This window comes from Klebsiella sp. I138, assembly GCF_051131765.1.
Taxonomy (GTDB): Bacteria; Pseudomonadota; Gammaproteobacteria; order Enterobacterales; family Enterobacteriaceae; genus Klebsiella.
In genome coordinates this window covers 183966-204599 of record NZ_CP180447.1, presented here as the reverse complement: position 1 = coordinate 204599, position 20634 = coordinate 183966, and the positions used below count along the sequence as shown (strand labels likewise).

The 20634-nt window shown below is 54.8% G+C and carries 21 protein-coding genes; 4 read left to right on the top strand and 17 right to left on the bottom strand.

Going from position 1 to position 20634, the window contains the following annotated elements; genetic code table 11:
* Window positions 1–89: 89 nt before the first annotated feature.
* The 4 genes from ACMYSK_RS00945 to pdxB all read right to left on the bottom strand — a co-directional run bounded on the left by ACMYSK_RS00945 (window position 90) and on the right by pdxB (window position 3922).
* Entirely contained in the window at window positions 90–749 is a 660-nt protein-coding gene (locus ACMYSK_RS00945; RefSeq protein WP_434639500.1) for a DedA family protein, read from the bottom strand.
* A 148-nt stretch (window positions 750–897) separates the two neighbouring features.
* The gene (gene truA / locus ACMYSK_RS00940) at window positions 898–1710 is read right to left on the bottom strand and encodes a tRNA pseudouridine(38-40) synthase TruA (protein WP_434639498.1); all 813 of its coding nucleotides are present in this window, start codon (window positions 1708–1710) and stop codon (window positions 898–900) included.
* Window positions 1710–2723 (bottom strand): aspartate-semialdehyde dehydrogenase, encoded by a 1014-nt coding sequence (locus ACMYSK_RS00935; protein WP_434639497.1) that lies wholly within the window; start codon window positions 2721–2723, stop codon window positions 1710–1712. The genes truA and ACMYSK_RS00935 overlap by 1 nt, the downstream gene beginning before the upstream one ends.
* A gap of 62 nt (window positions 2724–2785) precedes the next feature.
* A complete protein-coding gene (gene pdxB, locus ACMYSK_RS00930; protein ID WP_434639496.1) occupies window positions 2786–3922 on the bottom strand; it encodes a 4-phosphoerythronate dehydrogenase PdxB in 1137 nt (378 codons plus the stop codon).
* Between the two features lie 108 nt (window positions 3923–4030).
* On the opposite strand from pdxB, the gene flk reads away from it, so the two are divergent.
* Complete coding sequence (gene flk, locus ACMYSK_RS00925) at window positions 4031–5005, top strand: flagella biosynthesis regulator Flk (RefSeq protein WP_434639494.1); 975 nt, start codon at window positions 4031–4033, stop codon at window positions 5003–5005.
* Between the two features lie 98 nt (window positions 5006–5103).
* Here flk and ACMYSK_RS00920 read toward each other — a convergent pair whose 3' ends face one another.
* From ACMYSK_RS00920 to ACMYSK_RS00905, 4 genes are all read right to left on the bottom strand, one after another.
* Window positions 5104–6777 (bottom strand): carbohydrate porin, encoded by a 1674-nt coding sequence (locus ACMYSK_RS00920; protein WP_434639493.1) that lies wholly within the window; start codon window positions 6775–6777, stop codon window positions 5104–5106.
* A 59-nt stretch (window positions 6778–6836) separates the two neighbouring features.
* Window positions 6837–7148 (bottom strand): PTS lactose/cellobiose transporter subunit IIA, encoded by a 312-nt coding sequence (locus ACMYSK_RS00915; RefSeq protein ID WP_434639491.1) that lies wholly within the window; start codon window positions 7146–7148, stop codon window positions 6837–6839.
* A gap of 31 nt (window positions 7149–7179) precedes the next feature.
* On the bottom strand, window positions 7180–8502 hold the full coding sequence (locus ACMYSK_RS00910) for a PTS sugar transporter subunit IIC (protein ID WP_434639489.1): 1323 nt from the start codon (window positions 8500–8502) through the stop codon (window positions 7180–7182).
* Between the two features lie 111 nt (window positions 8503–8613).
* Entirely contained in the window at window positions 8614–8928 is a 315-nt protein-coding gene (locus ACMYSK_RS00905; protein ID WP_434639488.1) for a PTS sugar transporter subunit IIB, read from the bottom strand.
* Window positions 8929–9125: 197 nt separating this feature from the next.
* Here ACMYSK_RS00905 and ACMYSK_RS00900 point away from each other — a divergent pair, with 197 nt between their 5' ends.
* Window positions 9126–9845, top strand: a complete 720-nt coding sequence (locus ACMYSK_RS00900; protein WP_434639487.1) for a GntR family transcriptional regulator — start codon at window positions 9126–9128, stop codon at window positions 9843–9845.
* A gap of 15 nt (window positions 9846–9860) precedes the next feature.
* On the opposite strand, the gene ACMYSK_RS00895 is transcribed toward ACMYSK_RS00900, so the two are convergent.
* Both ACMYSK_RS00895 and fabB read right to left on the bottom strand, forming a co-directional pair.
* Window positions 9861–11036: an MFS transporter gene (locus tag ACMYSK_RS00895; RefSeq protein WP_434639486.1), complete on the bottom strand. Its 1176-nt coding sequence runs from the start codon at window positions 11034–11036 to the stop codon at window positions 9861–9863.
* A 214-nt stretch (window positions 11037–11250) separates the two neighbouring features.
* Window positions 11251–12468 carry a beta-ketoacyl-ACP synthase I gene (gene fabB, locus ACMYSK_RS00890; RefSeq protein WP_434639485.1) on the bottom strand — a complete coding sequence of 406 codons (1218 nt, stop codon included), beginning with the start codon at window positions 12466–12468 and terminating at the stop codon, window positions 11251–11253.
* 158 nt (window positions 12469–12626) lie between these two features.
* On the opposite strand from fabB, the gene mnmC reads away from it, so the two are divergent.
* Window positions 12627–14615: a bifunctional tRNA (5-methylaminomethyl-2-thiouridine)(34)-methyltransferase MnmD/FAD-dependent 5-carboxymethylaminomethyl-2-thiouridine(34) oxidoreductase MnmC gene (gene mnmC / locus ACMYSK_RS00885; RefSeq protein ID WP_434639484.1), complete on the top strand. Its 1989-nt coding sequence runs from the start codon at window positions 12627–12629 to the stop codon at window positions 14613–14615.
* 109 nt (window positions 14616–14724) lie between these two features.
* Here mnmC and ACMYSK_RS00880 read toward each other — a convergent pair whose 3' ends face one another.
* The 6 genes from ACMYSK_RS00880 to prmB are packed head-to-tail and all read right to left on the bottom strand — an operon-like array spanning window position 14725 to window position 19265.
* A complete protein-coding gene (locus ACMYSK_RS00880) occupies window positions 14725–15000 on the bottom strand; it encodes a YfcL family protein (protein WP_434639482.1) in 276 nt (91 codons plus the stop codon).
* Between the two features lie 31 nt (window positions 15001–15031).
* Window positions 15032–15580: an elongation factor P hydroxylase gene (locus ACMYSK_RS00875; RefSeq protein ID WP_434639480.1), complete on the bottom strand. Its 549-nt coding sequence runs from the start codon at window positions 15578–15580 to the stop codon at window positions 15032–15034.
* Window positions 15580–16389 (bottom strand): sulfite exporter TauE/SafE family protein, encoded by an 810-nt coding sequence (locus ACMYSK_RS00870; protein ID WP_434639479.1) that lies wholly within the window; start codon window positions 16387–16389, stop codon window positions 15580–15582. The genes ACMYSK_RS00875 and ACMYSK_RS00870 overlap by 1 nt, the downstream gene beginning before the upstream one ends.
* Window positions 16389–17213 carry a penicillin-insensitive murein endopeptidase gene (gene mepA, locus ACMYSK_RS00865; RefSeq protein ID WP_434639478.1) on the bottom strand — a complete coding sequence of 275 codons (825 nt, stop codon included), beginning with the start codon at window positions 17211–17213 and terminating at the stop codon, window positions 16389–16391. The genes ACMYSK_RS00870 and mepA overlap by 1 nt, the downstream gene beginning before the upstream one ends.
* Before the next feature lie 3 nt (window positions 17214–17216).
* Window positions 17217–18302: a chorismate synthase gene (gene aroC / locus ACMYSK_RS00860; protein ID WP_434639476.1), complete on the bottom strand. Its 1086-nt coding sequence runs from the start codon at window positions 18300–18302 to the stop codon at window positions 17217–17219.
* A 30-nt stretch (window positions 18303–18332) separates the two neighbouring features.
* On the bottom strand, window positions 18333–19265 hold the full coding sequence (gene prmB / locus ACMYSK_RS00855) for a 50S ribosomal protein L3 N(5)-glutamine methyltransferase (protein ID WP_434639475.1): 933 nt from the start codon (window positions 19263–19265) through the stop codon (window positions 18333–18335).
* Between the two features lie 166 nt (window positions 19266–19431).
* Here prmB and smrB point away from each other — a divergent pair, with 166 nt between their 5' ends.
* Window positions 19432–19983 carry an endonuclease SmrB gene (gene smrB / locus ACMYSK_RS00850; protein ID WP_434639474.1) on the top strand — a complete coding sequence of 184 codons (552 nt, stop codon included), beginning with the start codon at window positions 19432–19434 and terminating at the stop codon, window positions 19981–19983.
* A gap of 21 nt (window positions 19984–20004) precedes the next feature.
* On the opposite strand, the gene sixA is transcribed toward smrB, so the two are convergent.
* Window positions 20005–20490, bottom strand: a complete 486-nt coding sequence (sixA, locus tag ACMYSK_RS00845) for a phosphohistidine phosphatase SixA (protein ID WP_434639473.1) — start codon at window positions 20488–20490, stop codon at window positions 20005–20007.
* Between the last annotated feature and the right edge of the window lie 144 nt (window positions 20491–20634).

Below are 20634 nucleotides of genomic sequence, written 5' to 3'. Positions count from 1 at the left end.
CGTAACATGGGATAAAAAAGTGGTCGTACCGCTCACACTTCCCTCTTCGGGCAGCAACCTTCTGCCCGAAGAAGATCAAGGCAGGAGAGTTATTTTGTCTGCTTCGCCGCAGCGCGTTTGTGGCGAATAATTTCGATAACCCCTGGCAGTACCGACAGGACGATAATGGCGACAATCAGCAGCTTCAGGTTCTCCTGCACGATCGGTAAATCGCCAAACAGGTAGCCTGCGTAGGTAAACAGCAGAACCCACAGCAGCGCACCGGCAACGTTATACGCTGCAAAATGACGATAGGACATATGACCCATTCCCGCCACAAACGGGGCGAAGGTTCTGACGATCGGCACAAAACGCGCGAGAATAATCGTTTTGCCACCGTGACGCTCGTAGAACGAATGGGTTTTATCCAGATAGCTACGGCGGAAAATCTTCGAATTGGGGTTACTGAAGAGCTTTTCGCCAAACAGCCGCCCGATAGTGTAGTTCAGCGCATCGCCGACAATCGCCGCAATGACCATTAATACCACCATCAGATGTACGTTCAGGTCGTTTGTCGGCAGTGCAGACAGCGCGCCTGCCACGAACAGCAGCGAATCTCCCGGCAGGAATGGCGTCACCACCAGACCCGTTTCGCAAAACAGAATCAAAAACAGAATGGCGTATACCCAGACACCATAATTGGCAACCAGCTCAGCCAGATGAACATCAATATGCAGGATGAAATCAATTAAAAAGCGAATCAGGTCCATATCGTATGAGTCCTTAATGACACGACACAAAATCGGCCAGGGTGCAGTGCGACGACAAACCGGTCGTTGCCGATCGCAGAAAGACTTCTCCGACCGGAACGCTCAGATGCGGCCAACAAAGAGGCAGCCTGAAGGATAAAGGTTAATGTTAGTCCGCCAGAAACAGCGGGCCCATCGGCATCACCGGCAGATCGTAGCGGGCCGGATAATCCACCGATACCAGATACAACCCTTCGGCTTTTGCCGTTGCGGCAGCCAGCTTCCTGTCTTTCGCCGCCAGAAGTTCTGCAATCCAGCTCTCTGGCTGGTTCCCGGCACCCACTTCCATCAGGCTACCGACAATGTTCCTTACCATATGATGTACAAAGGCATTAGCTTTGATATCCACCACCACATACGCGCCATATCGCGTGACGCTAATATGGATAATATTGCGCCACGGCGTTCGCGACTGGCACTGCACCGCACGGAATGAGGTGAAATCATTTTCACCCAGCAGACACTGGGCGGCGCGCTGCATCCGCTCAGCATCCAGAGGCTGGTGATAATGCGTGACCCCCTGGCTTAACACCGCCGGGCGCAGGCGGTGATTATAGATGACGTAACGGTAACGACGCGCCGTGGCACTGAAGCGGGCGTGAAAATCGTCCGGGACATGTTTCACCCAACGTACGGCGATGTCACCAGGCAAATTCGCATTTACCCCCAGCGTCCAGGCCGCGTCTTTGCGCAGCGCGTGAGTCTCAAAATGCACAACCTGGCCGGTACCATGAACACCGGCGTCGGTGCGTCCGGCGCAGAAAACGCCGATCGGTTCATTGGCAACCTGCGAGAGCGCCTTTTCCAGCTTCTCCTGCACGCTGCGTACTTCGTTTTGCCGCTGCCAGCCGTAATATTTGCTGCCGTCGTACTCGATGCCCAGCGCGATTTTATAGACCGGCTGCTGCTCCATCTCAGACATCAGTACAAATACTCCTGCACCAGTTTTTCCGCGATTTTCACGGCCATCAGCGCGCCGCCGAAACGCACGTTATCGGCAACGGACCAGAACTGAATCTGTTCAGGCATTCCGTAATCATTGCGTACACAGCCGACCGACAGCTGCGCGGTGCCAGACGCATCACCGACCTGAGTCGGGAACTCGCGCTCGGCGGACAGTTCAATATCTTCCCCGCGGGCAAAAGCGTCGCGTGCCTCTTCTGCCGCCAGCGGGCGCATGGCTTCGAAGTTCACCATCTGCGCATGGCCGTAGAATACCGGCGACTGCACAACGCTGGCCGAAATCATCAGCCCTTCATCCTGGAGGATTTTGCGGACTTCATCGACGATACGGCGCTCTTCGTGCACGCTACCTTCACGATCCGGCAGCAGGGGCAGCATGTTAAATGCCAGCTGGCGACCAAAGAAATCGTCATCGTCGATTGGCATGCCGTTGAGCAGCTTCGCGCTCTGCCCCGCCAGCGCATCAACGGCCTTTTTACCGTGCGCGGAAGCGGAGATAAGACTGGTCACGCTGATACGCGACAGACCGCCTTCATCGATCAGCGGCTTCAACGCTGCCAGCAGTTGGCTGGTCAGGCTGTTGGCAACGGCGATCACGTTGCGATTGCGGTAGTCAGCCAGCACAAACGGGTTCACTTCCGGCACAACCAGCGGAACGTCCGGCTCCAGCGCAAACAGACCGCTGAGATCGATAACCAGACAGCCCGCGTTGGTGGCTTCATCAATATAGGCCGCGCTGGCTTCGACGCCGGCGGCAAAAAAGGCCAACTGGGCCTGCGTCCAGTCAAATACGGCAGCATCCTGCACGATCACCGACTTACCGCTAAAGCGCAGGTGCTCTCCCGCGCTCTCATTGCGCGCCAGCGCATAGATATCGCCCACCGGGAACTGACGTTCAGCAAGGGTTTCGAGCAGGGCTTCGCCGACGGCGCCCGTTGCGCCCAGTACGGCAATGTTCCAGCCTTCAGACATGGTGGTTTACTCCAGAGAAAAGCGACCCTGCCGGAGTATCCAACAGGGTCATTAAGAAGACATTAACGAATGGGATGATGTACGGCATTAAAACCGAGCTGACGCAACAGCGTCGCCGCCTGCACATCGCTGCACTGTACGTACAGGGATGACCATTCACGGCGTTCCTGATAATTTTTGCGTAGCTTGTCAAATTCACCGGCTACACCGGCCACTTTTCGCAGCGGCGCATCATCGCGGCGCACATCATACACCAAATGCACCAATCGTTTCAGCGTTGGCTGATCGAGCGCGCCGTGCAGGGTAATACGGCCAAATTCCGGGGCAGGCAGCAGGGTATCCAGCGCCACCTGTTGCGGATGACCAATATAGGCGCTGTAGGCTTCAAAAACCTGCGTCGTCCCGCGCGCTTTGCCTTCGAGAGTGTAGCCCGCAATATGCGCGGTTCCAATATCAACGCGGTCCAGCAGCGCAAGGTTCAGATCCGGCTCCGGTTCCCAGACATCAAGCACAACGCTTAACGACTGCCCGCCCTGCAGGCAGGCTAACAGCGCCCGGTTATCCACTACCGGCCCACGGCAGGCGTTAATCAACACGCTTCCCGGTTTCAGACGGCGAATGAGCGCTTCATCCGCCAGGTGCAAGGTTTTATAAGCGCCTTCTTTATACAAAGGGGTGTGGAACGTCAGAACGTCCGCTTCTTCTACCAGCTCGTCCAGCGTGCGGAAGTCACCTTCGTCACCGCGATCGGCGCGCGGCGGATCGCACAGCAGCGTTTTGATCCCCAGCGCTTCCAGACGCTTTTGCAGACGCCCGCCAACGTTGCCGACACCCACGATCCCGACGGTACGATCGGTCAGTGCGAAACCGTCGCGCTCGGCCAGCATCAGCAGCGCCGAGAAAACATATTCAACGACCGCAATCGCGTTGCAGCCTGGCGCGGCCGAAAACCCAATTCCGGCCTGCTCTAACCATGCCTGATCGACATGATCGGTCCCGGCTGTCGCGGTGCCAACGAATTTAATCCCCTTGCCGGAGAGCAGCGCTTCATTGACTTTCGTAACGGATCGAACCATCAACGCATCGGCGCCGGTCAGCGCATCAACGGGCACGGGACGGCCGGGGACCGCCTCGACTTCGCCCAGACGACTAAAAAGCTCACGGGCATAGGGCATATTTTCATCAACGAGGATTTTCACGGTTCAGTACCTGTCTGAGAACGAGAGTAAACCGGGGAAGTGTGCCATAATCTCGCCGCCAGGAACATCATCACCGGGCCTCAGTACAGCAATACGGAAAGGATTAATATGACACAACCCGTTTCAGGTATGTCCGATCGTCCCCCGGGGACCGGCGCTTCCGCCATCGGTGAGCCTGCGCTTACCATGCAACAACGCACCGTTCTCGAGCGACTGATTACGCGCCTTGTGGCGTTAACCTCGCAGCAGAGCGCGGAAGTGTGGGCGGGAATCAAGCACGACCTGGGACTTAAAGGCGATGCGCCGCTGCTGGCGTGCCATTTCAGCGCCGCCGAAAACAACCTGAATCAGCGCTTAACCGTGGCGCAGCAAAACCACCATCACCGCCAGACTCTGGCACAGCTAAGCGAGCTGCTGGGTCAGGGAAATAACCGTCAGGCGGTGAGCGATTATATTCGCCAGCATTATGGACAAACAACGCTGCACGCGCTGACTCAGGAACAGCTGCAAAACGTACTGCAGCTTCTGCAGAACGGTCAGCTATCCATCCCTCAGCCGCAGCAACGCCAGCCGACCTTGCGTCCGCTATTACCTGCGGAGCATAGTACGCTCAACCAGCAGGTGAGCCGTCTTGCCGCTGCAACCGGCGAGCCCGGCAAGCTTATCTGGCAGTCGATGCTGGAACTGTGCGGAGTGAAAACCGGTGAGCTGATTCCGGCAACCCATTTCACCCCCCTCTCCTACTGGCTACAGGCCCGGCAGACGTTGAGCGCGCAGTCAGCCCCGACGCTGACCTCGTTGCAGGCGGCGCTCAAGCAGCCGCTGGAAGTGCAGGAGTGGCAAAAAATCGCTGATTTTGCCCGGCACAGCTGGCACGTCACGCCGCAAACGGCGTTGAGTGCGACGCAAATACTGACGCTACTGAATAAAGTCTTCGTCCTTCGCGTCGCCCGGGCGCAAGAAACGCTGGCCATTCCCGCACTACCACCGGAGCCATCTTCACTTGCAGAGCGATTCAAAAAGCCCGGAGTGATTCTGCTGGCGCTGATAATACTGTTTGGCCTGCTCTGGCTGGTGATGTAATCCCGCAGTGCTCGCCGTCACTGACCGCGTGGTCGGGCCCGGCTTTCTTTATAATAAAACGCCCGCGCGATGCGGGCGTTTGTCTCTCAGTCAGGCGATTACCACCACACCTCGGCCTGCACACCCAGCATAAACTCATCCTTGCTGTCATCGTTAAACCGATACTGTGACAGGTCGTTATCCAGGATATTAATATAGGTCCCGTAGAAACGAATTTCCGGTCGCGAACCTAACAGGCTCGGCCCGACTTTCAATGCATGGTAGAGCGTCGTTTTATACGCCGATTCTTTCAAATCCTTGCCCTGCTCCGTTTTGTTTTTCTGGGCAAACCAGCCTAATTCCACCCCGGTCTGGTTCCAGGTATCCCAGATCCATGCCGGACGGATCACCGCGCGGAAGCTGTCAAAATCGCTATGTGCGCCGCTTTCGTAGCTATAGATATCGTTTCCGTGCGACCAGACCAGCGCATTAGCCATAATCACCCGATCGGCCAGGTACATTTCTCCCTGAGAAATCAGACGTAAAGCGACGCCGTTGGTATGATCGCCATAATAGTAGCGCCCGTGAGCCATGGAGTTACTGGCCCCGGAGAAGTTCGAGAAGCTGCTGGCGTAGGAGTTATTCGCCACCTGGAGCGTAAATTCATTAAAGCCCTTACGTTCCAGCTCCTGGCGGACGATCCCGGTAGCCATCCAGGTATCTTTGAGCGTGAAGTCGCTGTTGTTGTCCTCGTTTTTCTCCTGCTGATCATTTTTATTCGCAAACGCATATTTGCCCATTAACGACAGCGAACCATTTTTCCACAGCGGAATATTGCGATAGCGCAGATCCACCGAGTTGGTATTCATTTGCGTGGTCTGTGCGAAATCACGCGAATAAACATCCACATCATTGCGGCTGAGGGAAGCATCAAGCTGCCCGACGCCCAGCGCCCAGTTTTGGATCCCGACACCGGCGGCGACATCGGTGGTCAACGATTTCCAGTCGAGCATCTGGATTTCATACTCCGGCAGTTTATGTTTACCCACCCAGAAATCCGCCTCCGGCGCAAACGGCAGGAACCCTTTGGTGGTGAGATAGATGTCGCTGAACTGGAGAATATTTTCATTATTGGTATCGCCAAACCAGGCATCGTTATACTGCTCGCCGACATTACCGTCGTAGGTTACGACGGCATTGGCGGTTTTCCCGTCCTGGTTATAGACCCGCTGATTTAACGTCAAATCAAACCAGCCGCTCATTTCATTACCAAAACGGCCCAGCGAGCCCGCCGCATAGGTCTGCGACGAACCGTGATTCGAGGTTCCCCAACCGGAACGTAGGTACCCTTGGTAGCTGAAACCAATATCCTCTTTGACGAACTTGCTGAGATCCTTCATGGTGATACTCTCAACTTTCGCCTTCTTACCATCGGTATTAATAACCGCAACCTGCTGTGTCGCTTTTACTTCTGCCGGCGCCGCTCGCTGGCTGATTTCATTATTTTCATTGACGATATTTTCTGCCACCGGTGAGGTCGCCGTCGGATAACCCGCAGTCACGTGCCGTTGTTCATTCTCTTTAATACTTTTCTGCAATACGGCCACTTTATCTTTATACGTTGATAATTGTGATTGCGTTTTCTGTAATTCTTTTTTATTTGCTGACAGTTCTGATTCCAGCAGTTCAAGACGTTGTTCAATCGTTAATTTCGCTGCTATTACAGAAGGTGACGAAATAGCCAGAAGTACCGATAAAGACAATAAGCTAACCTTCAATTGACTTGAATACATAGAGTACCTTTCATATTTTTATAATTCGCCTTCAGCCGGACGGCCGAAGGCAGGTAAAGTCAGGCAGAGATTTCTTGTCGTAGTGCAATGATTTCTTTGGCCAGGTCCTGGCATAGCATCGCGGTCATTAAATGGTCCTGCGCATGCACCAGAATAAGGTTGACGTTGATTTTTCCACAGCCCTCATCAAGGCCAATCAGCGCCGTTTGTATCTTATGCGCCTCCCGGCAGGCCATTTCTGAACTGGCCATTAACGCTTCAACCGCTCCCCACTCCCGGCGACGCGAGGCGGCAATGGCCTCCATCGCGTCTGAGCGGGCCTGTCCGGCATGGATAAGCAGCTCCATCACCGTGCTTTCATCCGCAAACATATTTATTTCCCCACAGGTATTGAGTTATTCATTATTCCGCGGCCGCCGCGGTATTGACCTTATTCGCCGCAATCACAAACGGTAAATAGATAACCGTTGAAACAGCGAGACACAGAATGCCGACAAAGAGCGCAAGCCAGTTACCGCCGGTACCAAAGAAGGCAATCAGCGGACCTGGCGTGGTCCACGGGACCGCGTAGGCAATAGGAGGAATAAACTCCATGCTGATAAAGAAATAGCCAATCAATGAGTTAATAAATGGAACCAGGATAAACGGAATCACCAGAATCGGGTTCAGGACTATCGGTAAACCAAACATCACCGGTTCGTTGATGTTGAATAACCCTGGAACGAAGGCCATTTTCGCCAGATCGCGATAATCTTTACGCCGCGAAGCAATGAAGATTGCCAGCAGCAGACCCAGCGTCATTCCGGAGCCACCGCAGTTGGCGAACGCATCGTTGATACCGGTCCAGGTTATCGGATAAGGCGCGCCCCATGTGGTGCCGTGCGAGGCCGCATAGGAAAGGTTTTCCAGGTTTGCCTCCGAGAAAATCGTTTCCCGAATCGCCGCGACGGTATTAGGTCCGTGGATCCCCAGCACCCAGAGGAAGTTTGCCACCAGCCCTAGAACCAGAACGGTGACAATGTTGGTACCCATATCCTTCAGCGGTGCCTGAATCAGGGTGTAGATCAGATCGTTGAGACCGTTAGGTGAAATACGGGTCAGCAGGTAGTTAATAATGGAAAAGAAGATCATCACGAAGAAGATAGGCAATAGCACCTTAAACGAACGCGCCACCGCTGGCGGCACCGCTGCCGGCATCGTAATCGTCACTTTTGGGTTACGCGCCAGTCGGCAAAATACCTCGCTGGAGATCATCGCGACGATAATGGCCACAAACAGTCCCTGCGGCCCGAGATATTTTGTCGTCAGATAAGCCTGACCATCAATGATGGTATAGGGCGTATAAACGACAAAAAAGGCGCCAATGGCCGTCAGCCCACACAGCAGATCGTCCTGCTGGTAGCTAATGGCAATATTGCGCGCGACCAGAAAGGTAATCAATATCGCCATAATATTGACTGAACCGTTCATTACCGGGGTGAAAATTTGCTGCGCGTCGGCAAGGTTGGGGAATATCGTCCCCAAATGTAAGATGCTCGCAATAAAGCCATCGGGAGACAGGATTGCAAAGTTAATTAAAATAATCAGTGAACTGGCCATAACGATCGGAAATGATAAAATAAATGCATCCCGAATCGCTGACACGTGAATCTGAGAATTTAATTTTATGGCCACGGGGACAAGGATTTTTTCCATGCCACGTTCAAAGGCATCCATAAAACTCATGATGAACCCTTATTTTTATTAATAATCTGAGATAGCGCCCCATAGCTGGAGCAGAGATATCCGGCAGCACAACGCTGTTATCCAGGCGTTCACCGGTGTAATAAAAAATTATTATTTATTGGCCAGCAACACGAGAGCACTGTCTAACACGGCTTTCCCATCCATTTGCCCGTAGTATTTCATATCAATAACTGCGACCGGCATTCTCCCTTGGGCCACATCCTCTATTTCACTTTTCTGAAAACGAACCTGCGGCCCTAATAAAACCACATCCACTTCGTTTTTTTTGATTTTCTCTTTGGCTTCAGAAATAGCCAATGCATTGATATTTACCGGCATATCGATCGCTGCGGCATGTTCCTGCATACGTTTCACCAGCATACTGGTGGACATCCCGGCAGCACAAACTAACAATATATTTTTCATTTCCCCTTCCCTTTCCTGTTCATAAGCCTCAATTGACGAGCACTGTAATAATTGTTAATTTTCTTATCCGCAGTTGCGATCACAGTTAGCAAGAGAAAAGTTGTTCAAAAGCAAAGGAAAAAATGAACGTGTCAGCGTAGATTTAACAATATACAACTACAAGCCCATGTTTTCAAAGGGATTATTGAGGTTCAAAAGTGGTTTATAAAAATGTAGTTAATTTACTGAAAAACAAAATTAATAGCCCGCTCTACAGCATTGGCGATCTTCTGCCATCAGAAAAAGAATTAGCAGAACTTTATCATGTTTCACGAAATACGTTGCGCAAGGCGCTAAAGGCCCTGGAGGAGGATGGTTTAATCGAACGCCGGCATGGTTCGGGAACATGGATTAGAAATAAGCATTTCCAGGCATCAGTGACTCATTTAGACAGTTTTACCGAAATTGCCCGCAACGAGGGTAAAACGCCCTCTAGTCAGATTCTAAAATTTGAATTACAAACCGCGTCAGAAGAAATTGCGAAAGGTTTGCAGTTACAGCACGGTGAGCTTGTATATTATGCTAAAAGATTGCGTTTTATCGATAACATTGCGATGCAATTAGAAGAAACCTGGCTCTCGGCAACACGCTTTCCTGACCTGACCATCGCCCATATGAAAAAGTCGAAGTTCTCGTATATAGAAAACGAATGCGGGATACGTATAGACGGTTGTTATGAGTCCATTGTGCCAATATTACCCTCTCCGGAGCTGGCCACGCTGCTACATATCAGCACAAAAGATCCGATCATCAGGATGCAAACTCAGGCTATCGACGAGCAGCACCAGCCGATAGACTACTCCATTCTCTATACCAACATGTTTGAATTTCAGGTGAAGTATTACCTGCCACGCAAAGCCCCCGGTCTTCCTCGCTGAAGACCGGGAATCGCCCTATTTTCGTAGGGAGAGCAACGTCATGAAGATGCCCAGAACGGCACATATCGCCCCCGCCATAAAGACGGAAGAGTAGCCCAGCGAGGTGGCGAGCAGCCCGGCTAGCGGACCGGTGACGCCGTATGAAATATCCTGGAATGCCGCATAGCCGCCCAGGGCAGTGCCACGGACCTGAGCCGGTACACGTTTTACAACTTCAACGCCTAAGGACGGGAAGATAAGCGAGCAGCCGCAGCCTGTCAGCGCGGCCCCTGCCAGGGCAAACCAGGCACTCGGCGCCAGCCACAAAAGCGTCAGGCCGATGGCTTCGATCAGCAGTGAAACCATCGCCACTTTAATGCCACCAAAGCGGTCCGGCATCCAGCCAAACAGGATTCGCATCAGGACAAAAGCGCCCCCGAAAGCGGTCAGCGTGAAGCCCGCCATCGCCCAACCGCGGCTGGCAAAATAGAGCGAGACAAAGGTACCAATTACCGCAAAACCTACCCCTTGTAACCCCAGGCCAATACCCGGACGCCAGATCATACCCACCACGCTCCATAGCGACGGGCGTTCTCCACCGTGTGCCGGAACCTTACTTACCGTACCGTTGATCGCCAGCGCCAGCAGCGGCAACGCCATAGTGACGCAGGCGAGTGCCGCAACGCCAAAGCGGGAGTAGATAAGTAATCCCAGCGGCGCACCGACGGCTAACGCACCGTACATTGCCATTCCGTTCCATGACATCACTTTTCCTGAACGCGCGGGGCCGACTAACCCCATCCCCCAGCTCAAATTCCCGGTCAGCAGTTGGCTTTCGCCAAAGCCCAGGATCAAACGCCCAAGCACCAGCAGCGCAAATTTTGCCAGTACGGAAACCGGCAGCAACGCGGCCAGCAGCCACGCCGCTCCGGCTAACGCGCAGGCCAGCATTCCCTGTAGCACCGAGCGCTTAGCACCATGCTGGTCGGCCAGCCGGCCAGCGTAGCCTCGTGTCAGAACCGTCGCCAGAAACTGAATGCCCACCGCAATACCCACCATGGTATTGCCGAAGCCCAGCTCCTGGTGAACGAAAAGCGGGATCACCGGCAGCGGCAGGCCTACGGTCATATAGGTCAGAAAGACGGCAAAGGTAATACGGAATAATGAAATATTTGCTGAAGAGGTACTTGTTGTTTCAGTCGCTGCGGACATGCTTTACTCCAGTTCGCAGAGTAAGGCGAGGTGATAGCCACGCCCCCTCCACCTGATTATCAGGGTTAAGGCGCGTTGGATGACGTTAAACGCTTACGCATTACCGGGGATAATGTTTCGCAGCAGTTTGCCTGCTGAGGTCCGGCCCTGTCAAGAAGACAAAAAAGGGAGCCCGTGGGCTCCCTTTCTACATATCGGTTAAATAACCAGCCGATTATGCGCTGTGTTTACGCATCACCAGCGTGGCGTTGGTGCCGCCAAAACCGAAGCTGTTGGACATCACAGTCGTCAGCGCTTGCTCGATCGGTTTGGTGACGATATTCAGACCCGCCGCCTGCTCATCCATCTCGTCGATGTTAATGCTTGGTGCAATAAAACCATGCTCCAGCATCAGCAGAGAGTAGATCGCTTCCTGTACGCCCGCGGCGCCCAGGGAGTGGCCAGTCATCGCTTTGGTCGCGGAGATAGCCGGGCTGTTATCACCGAAGACTTCACGAATCGCACCCAGTTCTTTCACATCGCCAACCGGCGTTGAAGTCCCGTGGGAGTTCAGGTAATCGATCGGGGTGTCTACACCGGCCATCGCCTGCTTCATGCAGCGCACTGCGCCTTCGCCTGACGGCGCAACCATGTCGGCGCCATCGGATGTTGCACCGTAGCCGACAACTTCTGCATAAATGTGTGCACCGCGCGCCAGAGCATGTTCCAGCTCTTCAACGACAACCATACCGCCGCCGCCGGCAATAACAAAACCGTCGCGGTGTGCATCATAAGTACGGGATGCTTTGTCCGGCGTTTCGTTGTATTTGGTGGAGAGTGCGCCCATGGCGTCAAACTCACAGGCCATTTCCCAGCACAGTTCTTCGCCGCCGCCGGCAAAAACGATGTCCTGTTTGCCCAGTTGAATCTGTTCAACCGCGCTGCCGATACAGTGTGCTGAAGTCGCGCAAGCGGAGCTGATGGAATAGTTCACACCGTGGATTTTGAACGGGGTGGCGAGGCAGGCGGAAACCGCTGAGGCCATCGCTTTGGTCACAACATAAGGACCCACTGCTTTCAGGCCGCGCGGGCTACGCATGGCATCAGCGCCAAACACCTGAGATTTCGAAGAGCCACCGGAACCTGCAATCAGGCCCACACGCGGGTTGTTTTGATAAACTTCGTCTTTTAACCCGGCATCTTCAATAGCCTGCTGCATTGAAAGGTAAGCGTAGATAGAGGCATCGTTCATGAAACGGACCACTTTGCGGTCGATAAGACCCGTGGTGTCCAGTTTGACGTTACCCCACACGTGGCTACGCATACCAGAATCTTTGAATTCTTGAGAGAAAGTGATCCCCGAGCGCCCTTCACGCAGAGATTCCAGGACTTCCTGCTGGTTGTTACCGATGCTGGAAACGATGCCCAGGCCAGTAATCACTGCACGTTTCATTCAATACCTCTGTAAGTCACACTATTTTAAGTTTCGAGTCGCACAATAGCGTACACTTGTACGCCGAACAAGTCCGATCAGCCATTTTGTGTATAAATTTGCGCCTCCCGGCACACATCGTTAAGATCGTTCTACGCCTTGAGATTCGAGTAACTTACGTGAAACAAAACGCCATACAACCTGCCAACCTGGAATTCAACGCTGAGGGTACACCTGTTTCCCGAGATTTCGATGATGTGTACTTTTCCAATGACAACGGTCTGGAAGAGACACGCTACGTTTTCCTCGGCGGCAACCGCCTCGACACGCGCTTCCCGGTCCATCCGCACCCGCTGTTTGTGGTCGCCGAGAGCGGGTTTGGCACCGGTCTCAACTTCCTGACACTCTGGCAGGCGTTTGACGTTTTTCGCCGCGATAACCCCGACGCTACCCTGCAAAGATTACATTTCATCAGTTTCGAAAAATTTCCGCTGACCTCCGCCGATCTTCAGCGCGCCCACCAGCACTGGTCAGAACTGACACCATGGGCAGAAGAGCTACAGGCGCAGTGGCCGCAGCCGATAGCAGGCTGTCATCGACTACTGCTTGATGACGGGCACGTCACGTTAGATTTATGGTTCGGTGATATCAATGAGCTGACCCACGAGCTCGATGACTCGCTAAACCAGCAGGTTGACGCCTGGTTTCTTGATGGCTTCGCGCCGGCGAAAAACCCGGACATGTGGACACTAGAACTCTTCTGCGCAATGGCCCGTCTGGCCAGACCGGGCGGAACGCTGGCAACCTTTACCTCCGCCGGTTTTGTGCGCCGCGGCCTGCAGGACGCGGGCTTTACCATGCAGAAACGTAAAGGGTTTGGCCGCAAACGCGAAATGCTAACCGGTGAAATGACCCAAACGCTGAATATACCCGCTCGTACTCCCTGGTTTGCCCGCACCGGCAGCCAGAAACGTGATGTCGCGATCGTTGGCGGTGGTATTGCCAGCGCCCTGCTCGCGCTCGCGCTACTCCGCCGCGGCTGGCAGGTCACCTTATACTGCGCTGATAGCGCCCCGGCGGAAGGTGCATCCGGCAACCGCCAGGGAGCGCTCTATCCCCTGCTTAGCCAGCACGACCCGGCGCTGGCCCGTTTCTTCCCGGCGGCTTTTACCTTCGCACGCCGCTTATATGATGCTCTTCCGGTGATGTTCGACCATCAATGGTGCGGCGTCACCCAGCTTGCCTGGGATGAGAAAAGCGAGCAGAAAATCGCGCAAATGCTGGCACTCGGCCTGCCGGAAGAGCTTGCCGTTGCCGTCAGTGCGCAGACCGTCGCACAGACTGCTGGCGTGGAAACCGGCTGTGGCGGTATCACCTATCCCGCAGGAGGTTGGCTCTATCCGCAGCAGCTGACGGCAGAACTCCTTGCGCTGGCAGCAACACGAGGCCTACGCACCCGCTATAACGTGAAGGTCACGGCGCTTACCGCTGACCATGAAGGCTGGCAGCTCAACGAGCAACTGCAACATGAGGTGGTGGTGCTGGCAAACGGTCATCTGCTGACCGACTTCCCTCAGACTGCGCGGCTGCCGGCGTATCCGGTGGCGGGTCAGGTAAGCCATATTCCGACAACGCCAGGGCTGTCAGCTCTGCGCCAGGTGCTGTGCTACGACGGCTACCTGACGCCGCAGAATCCTCGCACCCGGCAGCACTGCATCGGCGCCAGCTACCATCGCGGGCAGACCGATGCGGTCTTCAGCACCGATGACCAACAGCAAAACCGCCAGCGGCTGATTGACTGCTTCCCGCAGGCAACGTGGACGCACGAAGTGGATATCAGCGCGAATGACGCCCGCTGCGGCGTGCGTTGCGCCACCCGCGATCATTTACCGATGGTGGGAAATGTACCGGATTATGATGCCACCTTAGCGCAGTACGCGACGCTGGCTGAGCATAAAGAACAGGCGCCGACGGCCCCGGTTTATCATAATCTGTTTGTGATGGGAGCACTGGGTTCGCGTGGACTGTGCTCGGCACCGTTAACGGCAGAAATACTCGCGGCGCAGATGAGCGGCGAGCCGCTGCCGCTGGACCGGGAAACGCTGGCAGCGCTGAATCCGAATCGGTTATGGGTTCGCAAGCTACTGAAGGGAAAAGCGGTAAAATAAACCGGAGGGCAAACGTATCTGCCGGCTGAGTGGGAAAGCACAGTGGCATCGGAGCGATACCCGGCGTCGCACTGCTCGGCCGGGCTTTGAGAGCGGGCGGTCAAGAGGATTACTGTTTTGCCCGCTGGTACAAACTGTCCCACATGCCCTGTACCAGGATCTGATCCGGTGGCGACAGTTCACCTGCGCCGATCGCTTTCTCCAGGCTGCGAATCACCCGATCGTTGATGGCTTTCGCAGAGTGATCGTCCTCTCCTTCCAGCTCGGCTACTGCCAGCGTCAGGTGGCCGCGCAGATAGCCGCTGGCAAACAGTTCATCATCACTGGCGTGTTCTACCATTTCATCAATCAGCGCCAGAATGCGTGATTCAAACTCCGCGAGCATTGTCTTTCCTCTTCTAGTGTCAAACGTGGCTTTATTGCAGGTCTTCCGGCCACGGGAATTGTTCCGCCGTCAGCGGCGGCGTCTGATAATATTCTTGTAATGCGCGAATAAACCGCGCCGGACGTTCAGGGATGCCATGTTCCAGCAAGGTCATCACCTGGGCATGAACCCGCCGCTGAAAGGCAATGCGATCGGGCTCGAAGTTCCCTTCCAGATTGTCGCAGCTCACGTTAAACGGGAAACCCGCCGCCACGCAAAACAGCCAGTCAAATGCCTGAGGCTTCACCTCTACATCCTCGAACTGACACTGGGTCATGGCATCACGGCCATCCGGACAGTACCAGTAACCGAAATCAACCTGTTCGCGACGCGCTTTTCCGGCGATGCACCAGTGAGAGATCTCATGCAGCCCGCTGGCGTAAAAGCCATGCGCAAAGACGATGCGGTTATATGGCACGTCGCTGTCTGCCGGAAGATAGATCGGTTCGTCGTCGCCTTTAATCAGACGGGTATTAAAATCATCGGCAAAGCAGCCGTCAAAAATAGCGATCAGCTGCTGATAATGGTGTTGCTGTTGCATTAATGAATTCCCAACCACTGAAGAATTTCAGCACCGTGGCTGTCATAAAGAAGTTTCGCGCTCATCACGGCGGAGACAACCACAATCATCGGACGAATCAACGATTGTCCTTTACTCAGAACCAGCCTTGAGCCGGCGCGAGCGCCAATAAACTGCCCCGCCATCATCACGAAACCGGTCGCCCAAATGACTTTGCCACCAATGATAAACAGCAGCAGCCCGCCGACGTTGGAGGTCGCATTCAGCACCTTGGCGTGAGCGGTAGACTTAGCGAGGTTAAACCCGGCGAGGGTGACGAAGGCCAGCGCATAGAAAGAGCCGGCTCCAGGGCCGAAGAAACCATCATAGAAGCCCACGCAACCGCCGGCAATCAAGGCAAACGGCAGGCCATACAGGCGACGCTGACGGTCGGCTTCGCCTAATCTCGGCATCAGCAGGAAGTACAGGCCGATGCCGATCACCAGCACCGGCAGGATCTGGCGCAGAATATCGGACTGGACGTGCTGCACCAGCAGCGCGCCGACGGTCGAGCCGATAAACGTCATCAGAATATTGAGTTTCTGGTCGGCCAGGTTCACCACCTTGCGGCGGATAAAATAGAGCGAAGCGGAAAGCGATCCTCCACAGGCCTGCAGCTTGTTTGTCGCCAGCGCCTGCGCCGGCGGCAGACCGGCAGCCATCAGCGCCGGAACGGTTAATAGCCCGCCGCCGCCCGCCAGTGAATCAATAAATCCCGCCAGTATAGCCACGAAAAAAAGCGCCACCAGTACCGTCGGCGACACCATAAACAGCTCAATAAAGCTTTCCATTACAGCACATGCTCATCCAGTAGCGCCTGGCAGGAAGGCGGCAGCGGAGGCGGCGTCTTCTTCACAGGAGAGGTTGTTCCGGGTTTAGGTGGTTCAAACCAGCTTTGTAGCTCAGCGCCGCAGCCATCTCCCGGCGGCGGTGGAGCCTGTTCTTCGCACTCCAGGCTTCCCGCAGGGCAACGCAGACGAACGTGCATATGCGCCCGATGCTGGAACCACGGTCGGACTTTGCGTAACCACCCACGATCGTTGCCGGCTTCCAGACACAGCTGCTGCTTGATAGCCGGGTTAACAAAGATTCGCGTGACGTCACTATCTTCTGCCGCCAGCTTAATCAAATGACCAATCTGCGGGCTCCACAGCGATGGCACCACGCGCTTCCCGTCACCAGCAACCAGGTCCAGCGCCTGTGGCTTCAGAAGCTGCGCTGAACTCCAGCGTGTTTGCGGGAGTTGAAGGAAGATATCGACATCCAGCCCGCTCTGATGGCTGGCGTGACCGCCGTTAAAACGCCCGCCGGCTGGCATACCCATATCGCCAATCAGCATCGTCCCCATACCCTGGCTATGCACCTGATTGCTCAGGCGCTGAATAAACTGGATTAGGTCCGGATGGCCGAAATAACGACGCTGGTCGGTACGCATGACCTGGTAACCGGTCGCGTTCAGCGGCAGCGCCTGTGCGCCGACAATACAGCCGTTCGCAAATGCACCAATAGACTGCGCGCTGCCGCTAATCGGCTGGGTGATTTTTTGCCACGGCGTTGCCGCGAGGCAGGCAGAGCTGGCGACCAGCGCCAGCAGAGCGATAACGGTTTTATTCATCGATTACCAGCGTGGAATTGATGTCGTCACGTCGCCATTTTGCGCGCGTTGACGCATAAAGTGATCCATTAGCACGATCGCCAGCATTGCTTCTGCGATCGGCACCGCACGGATGCCTACGCAGGGATCGTGGCGCCCTTTGGTGATCATTTCGACTTCGTCACCGTGACGGTTAATCGTATGGCCCGGCACGGTGATGCTGGAGGTCGGCTTCAGCGCGATATTCGCGACAATCTGCTGACCGCTGCTGATACCGCCAAGGATGCCGCCGGCATGGTTACTCTGGAAGCCGGCTTTGGTGATTTCATCACGGTTTTCGCTGCCGCGCAGTTTTACCACTTCGAAACCATCGCCAATTTCCACACCCTTCACCGCATTGATGCTCATTAGCGCATGGGCAATGTCAGCATCCAGACGGTCAAATACCGGCTCACCCAGGCCCGGAGGAACGCCATCCGCAACCACGGTCACTTTTGCCCCGATGGAGTCGCCCTCTTTTTTCAGGCCGCGCATCAGCTCATCAAGCGCCTCGATTTTATCCGGGTCAGGGCAGAAGAACGGATTCTGTTCCACCTGCTCCCAGTCTTTGATCGCCAGCGGAATATCGCCCATCTGGGTCAGACAGCCGCGGATAACAATCCCGAATTTTTCCGCAAGGTATTTCTTGGCAATCGCGCCAGCCGCAACCCGCATCGCGGTTTCACGCGCCGAGGAACGGCCGCCTCCGCGATAGTCGCGCAGGCCGTATTTTTGCTCATAGGTGTAATCGGCGTGCCCAGGGCGGAACACATCTTTGATCGCACCGTAATCCTGAGAACGCTGGTCGGTATTTTCAATCAGTAAGCCGATGCTGGTACCGGTAGTCACGCCTTCGAATACGCCAGAGAGGATCTTGACCTGATCCGGTTCACGACGCTGCGTGGTATAGCGCGACGTCCCAGGACGACGACGATCCAGATCGTGCTGCAGGTCAGCTTCGGTTAGCGGAATGCCCGGCGGCACTCCGTCAACAATGCAGCCCAGCGCCAGACCGTGCGACTCGCCGAAGGTGGTGACGCGAAAGAGTTGTCCAATTGTGTTTCCTGCCATCACGGCTCCGTCATGTTTGCGTGTTGTTTTTTAGTCTTTATAAATGCCGAAATGCGCGCGGGCGGCGATCAGCTGCGGTTTGGTCAGCATAAAGACGCCGTCTCCGCCATTGTCAAACTCAAGCCAGGTAAACGGTACATCCGGATACTGCTCAATCAGATGTACCATGCTGTTACCGACTTCACAAATCAGAATACCGTCGTCGCTGAGATAATCCGGCGCATTGCCAAGGATACGACGCGTCAGCTTCAGGCCATCGCTGCCGGAAGCCAGACCCAGCACCGGCTCATGGCGATATTCGCCCGGCAGATCGGACATGTCTTCTTCATCAACGTATGGAGGGTTAGTCACAATCAGGTCGTACTGTAATTTCGGCAGGTCGCGGAACAGATCGGAGCGAATCGGCGTCACCTGATGAATCAGACCGTGCGCTTCAACGTTCTGCTCGGCAACGGCCAGCGCGTCAACGGAGATATCCACCGCGTCCACTTCCGCTTCCGGGAAAGAGTAAGCGCAGGCAATCGCGATGCAGCCGCTACCGGTACACATATCCAGAATGTGCTGCGGTTGATGATCGATCAAACCGGCGAAATGATTGTTGATAAGCTCACCGATTGGCGAGCGCGGCACCAGCACGCGTTCATCAACGAAGAACTCATGGCCGCAGAACCAGGCTTTATTGGTCAGGTAGGCAACCGGAATCCGCTCGTTGATGCGGCGAATAACGCGCTCAACAATGCGATGTTTTTCGCTGGAAGTCAGACGTGCGGAGTGCATATCCTCCGGAATATCCAGCGGCAGGTAGAGCGATGGCAACACCAGCTGTACCGCCTCATCCCACGGATTGTCCGTACCATGACCGTACCAGATATTCGCCGCGCTAAAGCGGCTGACCGCCCAACGCAGCATGTCCTGAATGGTATGCAGCTCATTGACTGCTTCATCAACAAAAATTTTATCCACGCCATCCTCCAGGACACGCTCTACTGTAAATTCGGCGGCTAGTTTGCCACGAAGGCGGCGATAAATCAGCATTCTTACGTCAGACAGACGGGGAAAAATACGTTTTGCTTGCCTGAATAGCGGCCGAGTCGGGTAAACTAGCGAAAAGAAATGATGAGAGTGGGCAATGAAAAAGAAAACATCGCTAAGCGGCGAGGATCAGGCGCTGTTCCGGCAGCTGATGACCGGCACGCGTCAGATTAAGCAAGACACCATCGTTCACCGCCCGCTGCGCAAGAAAATCACCGAAGTTCCGCCAAAGCGCTTACTTCAGGAACAGGCTGATAACAGCCACTATTTTTCCGATGAGTTTCAGCCGCTGCTGAATACCGAAGGGTCGGTAAAGTATGTTCGTTCGGACGTGAGTCATTTTGAACTGAAAAAACTGCGCCGCGGGGATTATTCACCGGAGCTGTTTCTCGATCTGCACGGGCTGACCCAGCAGCAGGCGAAGCAGGAACTGGGCGCGCTGATTGCCGCCTGCCGTCGCGAGCATGTCTTTTGCGCCTGCGTGATGCACGGGCACGGGAAACACATCCTCAAGCAGCAAACGCCGCTGTGGCTTGCGCAACATCCACATATTATGGCTTTTCACCAGGCGCCAAAAGAGTACGGCGGAGACGCCGCACTGCTGGTGCTGATTGAAGTTGAAGAGTGGCAGCCGCCGGAGCTTCCGTAAGACGGACGCTCCGGAGGAGGGTCAGATAGCCTTCGCCATCTTCAGGTTGCAGGGGCTCATCTGCCAGTTGAACTCACCCTTGCCGTTGGCATCGAGCGTGACACAGGCAATAGCCGAAGTGGTAAACATCGGGGGAGTTTCTCCCGGGCACAGCTCTGAGACGAGGTACCCCACCAGCGGCAGGTGCGAAACAACCAGCACCGTTGAAACACCTTCATTTGCCAGCGTCTGAAGCCAGGCGCTGACCATGCCAACATCGCCACACGGCGTGAGCTCCGGCATCACGTCGACATTTTCAGGCAGGTTCATGCACTCTCTTACCACATCCAGCGTCTGTTCAGCACGCAGGTAAGGACTCACAAGAACCCGTTCAATATCCACTTTTTGACCTTTCAGCCAGGTTGCCATCTGACGAGACTCATCACAACCGCAAACGGTTAAGGGACGAACCGAGTCACTGGCTGCATCGAGGGCAGCGTCGCCGTGACGCATGATAAAAACTTGCATATTGCACCGCTTTTGTTAACCAGAAGCACCGCAGTCTTACCTGCATAGATAGCACGCAGTCGACCCGGTGGCCGGGCATTGTGCCTGATTCATCCAACGAATGAAACGCTGTTTTTTACCTCAATGGCGTAAGTATAGTCAATG

Bases quoted from the DNA above. Each gene is read 5' to 3' on its own strand.
- ACMYSK_RS00875 (WP_434639480.1), bottom strand. From the start codon at position 15,580: ATGCAACAGCAACACCATTATCAGCAGCTGATCGCTATTTTTGACGGC.
- ACMYSK_RS00910 (WP_434639489.1), bottom strand. From the start codon at position 8,502: ATGAGTTTTATGGATGCCTTTGAACGTGGCATGGAAAAAATCCTTGTC.
- ACMYSK_RS00945 (WP_434639500.1), bottom strand. From the start codon at position 749: ATGGACCTGATTCGCTTTTTAATTGATTTCATCCTGCATATTGATGTT.
- ACMYSK_RS00880 (WP_434639482.1), bottom strand. From the start codon at position 15,000: ATGCTCGCGGAGTTTGAATCACGCATTCTGGCGCTGATTGATGAAATG.
- ACMYSK_RS00905 (WP_434639488.1), bottom strand. From the start codon at position 8,928: ATGAAAAATATATTGTTAGTTTGTGCTGCCGGGATGTCCACCAGTATG.
- flk (WP_434639494.1), top strand. From the start codon at position 4,031: ATGACACAACCCGTTTCAGGTATGTCCGATCGTCCCCCGGGGACCGGC.
- smrB (WP_434639474.1), top strand. From the start codon at position 19,432: ATGAAAAAGAAAACATCGCTAAGCGGCGAGGATCAGGCGCTGTTCCGG.
- fabB (WP_434639485.1), bottom strand. From the start codon at position 12,468: ATGAAACGTGCAGTGATTACTGGCCTGGGCATCGTTTCCAGCATCGGT.
- ACMYSK_RS00915 (WP_434639491.1), bottom strand. From the start codon at position 7,148: ATGTTTGCGGATGAAAGCACGGTGATGGAGCTGCTTATCCATGCCGGA.
- ACMYSK_RS00870 (WP_434639479.1), bottom strand. From the start codon at position 16,389: ATGGAAAGCTTTATTGAGCTGTTTATGGTGTCGCCGACGGTACTGGTG.
- truA (WP_434639498.1), bottom strand. From the start codon at position 1,710: ATGTCTGAGATGGAGCAGCAGCCGGTCTATAAAATCGCGCTGGGCATC.
- mepA (WP_434639478.1), bottom strand. From the start codon at position 17,213: ATGAATAAAACCGTTATCGCTCTGCTGGCGCTGGTCGCCAGCTCTGCC.
- aroC (WP_434639476.1), bottom strand. From the start codon at position 18,302: ATGGCAGGAAACACAATTGGACAACTCTTTCGCGTCACCACCTTCGGC.
- sixA (WP_434639473.1), bottom strand. From the start codon at position 20,490: ATGCAAGTTTTTATCATGCGTCACGGCGACGCTGCCCTCGATGCAGCC.
- ACMYSK_RS00920 (WP_434639493.1), bottom strand. From the start codon at position 6,777: ATGTATTCAAGTCAATTGAAGGTTAGCTTATTGTCTTTATCGGTACTT.
- ACMYSK_RS00895 (WP_434639486.1), bottom strand. From the start codon at position 11,036: ATGTCCGCAGCGACTGAAACAACAAGTACCTCTTCAGCAAATATTTCA.
- ACMYSK_RS00935 (WP_434639497.1), bottom strand. From the start codon at position 2,723: ATGTCTGAAGGCTGGAACATTGCCGTACTGGGCGCAACGGGCGCCGTC.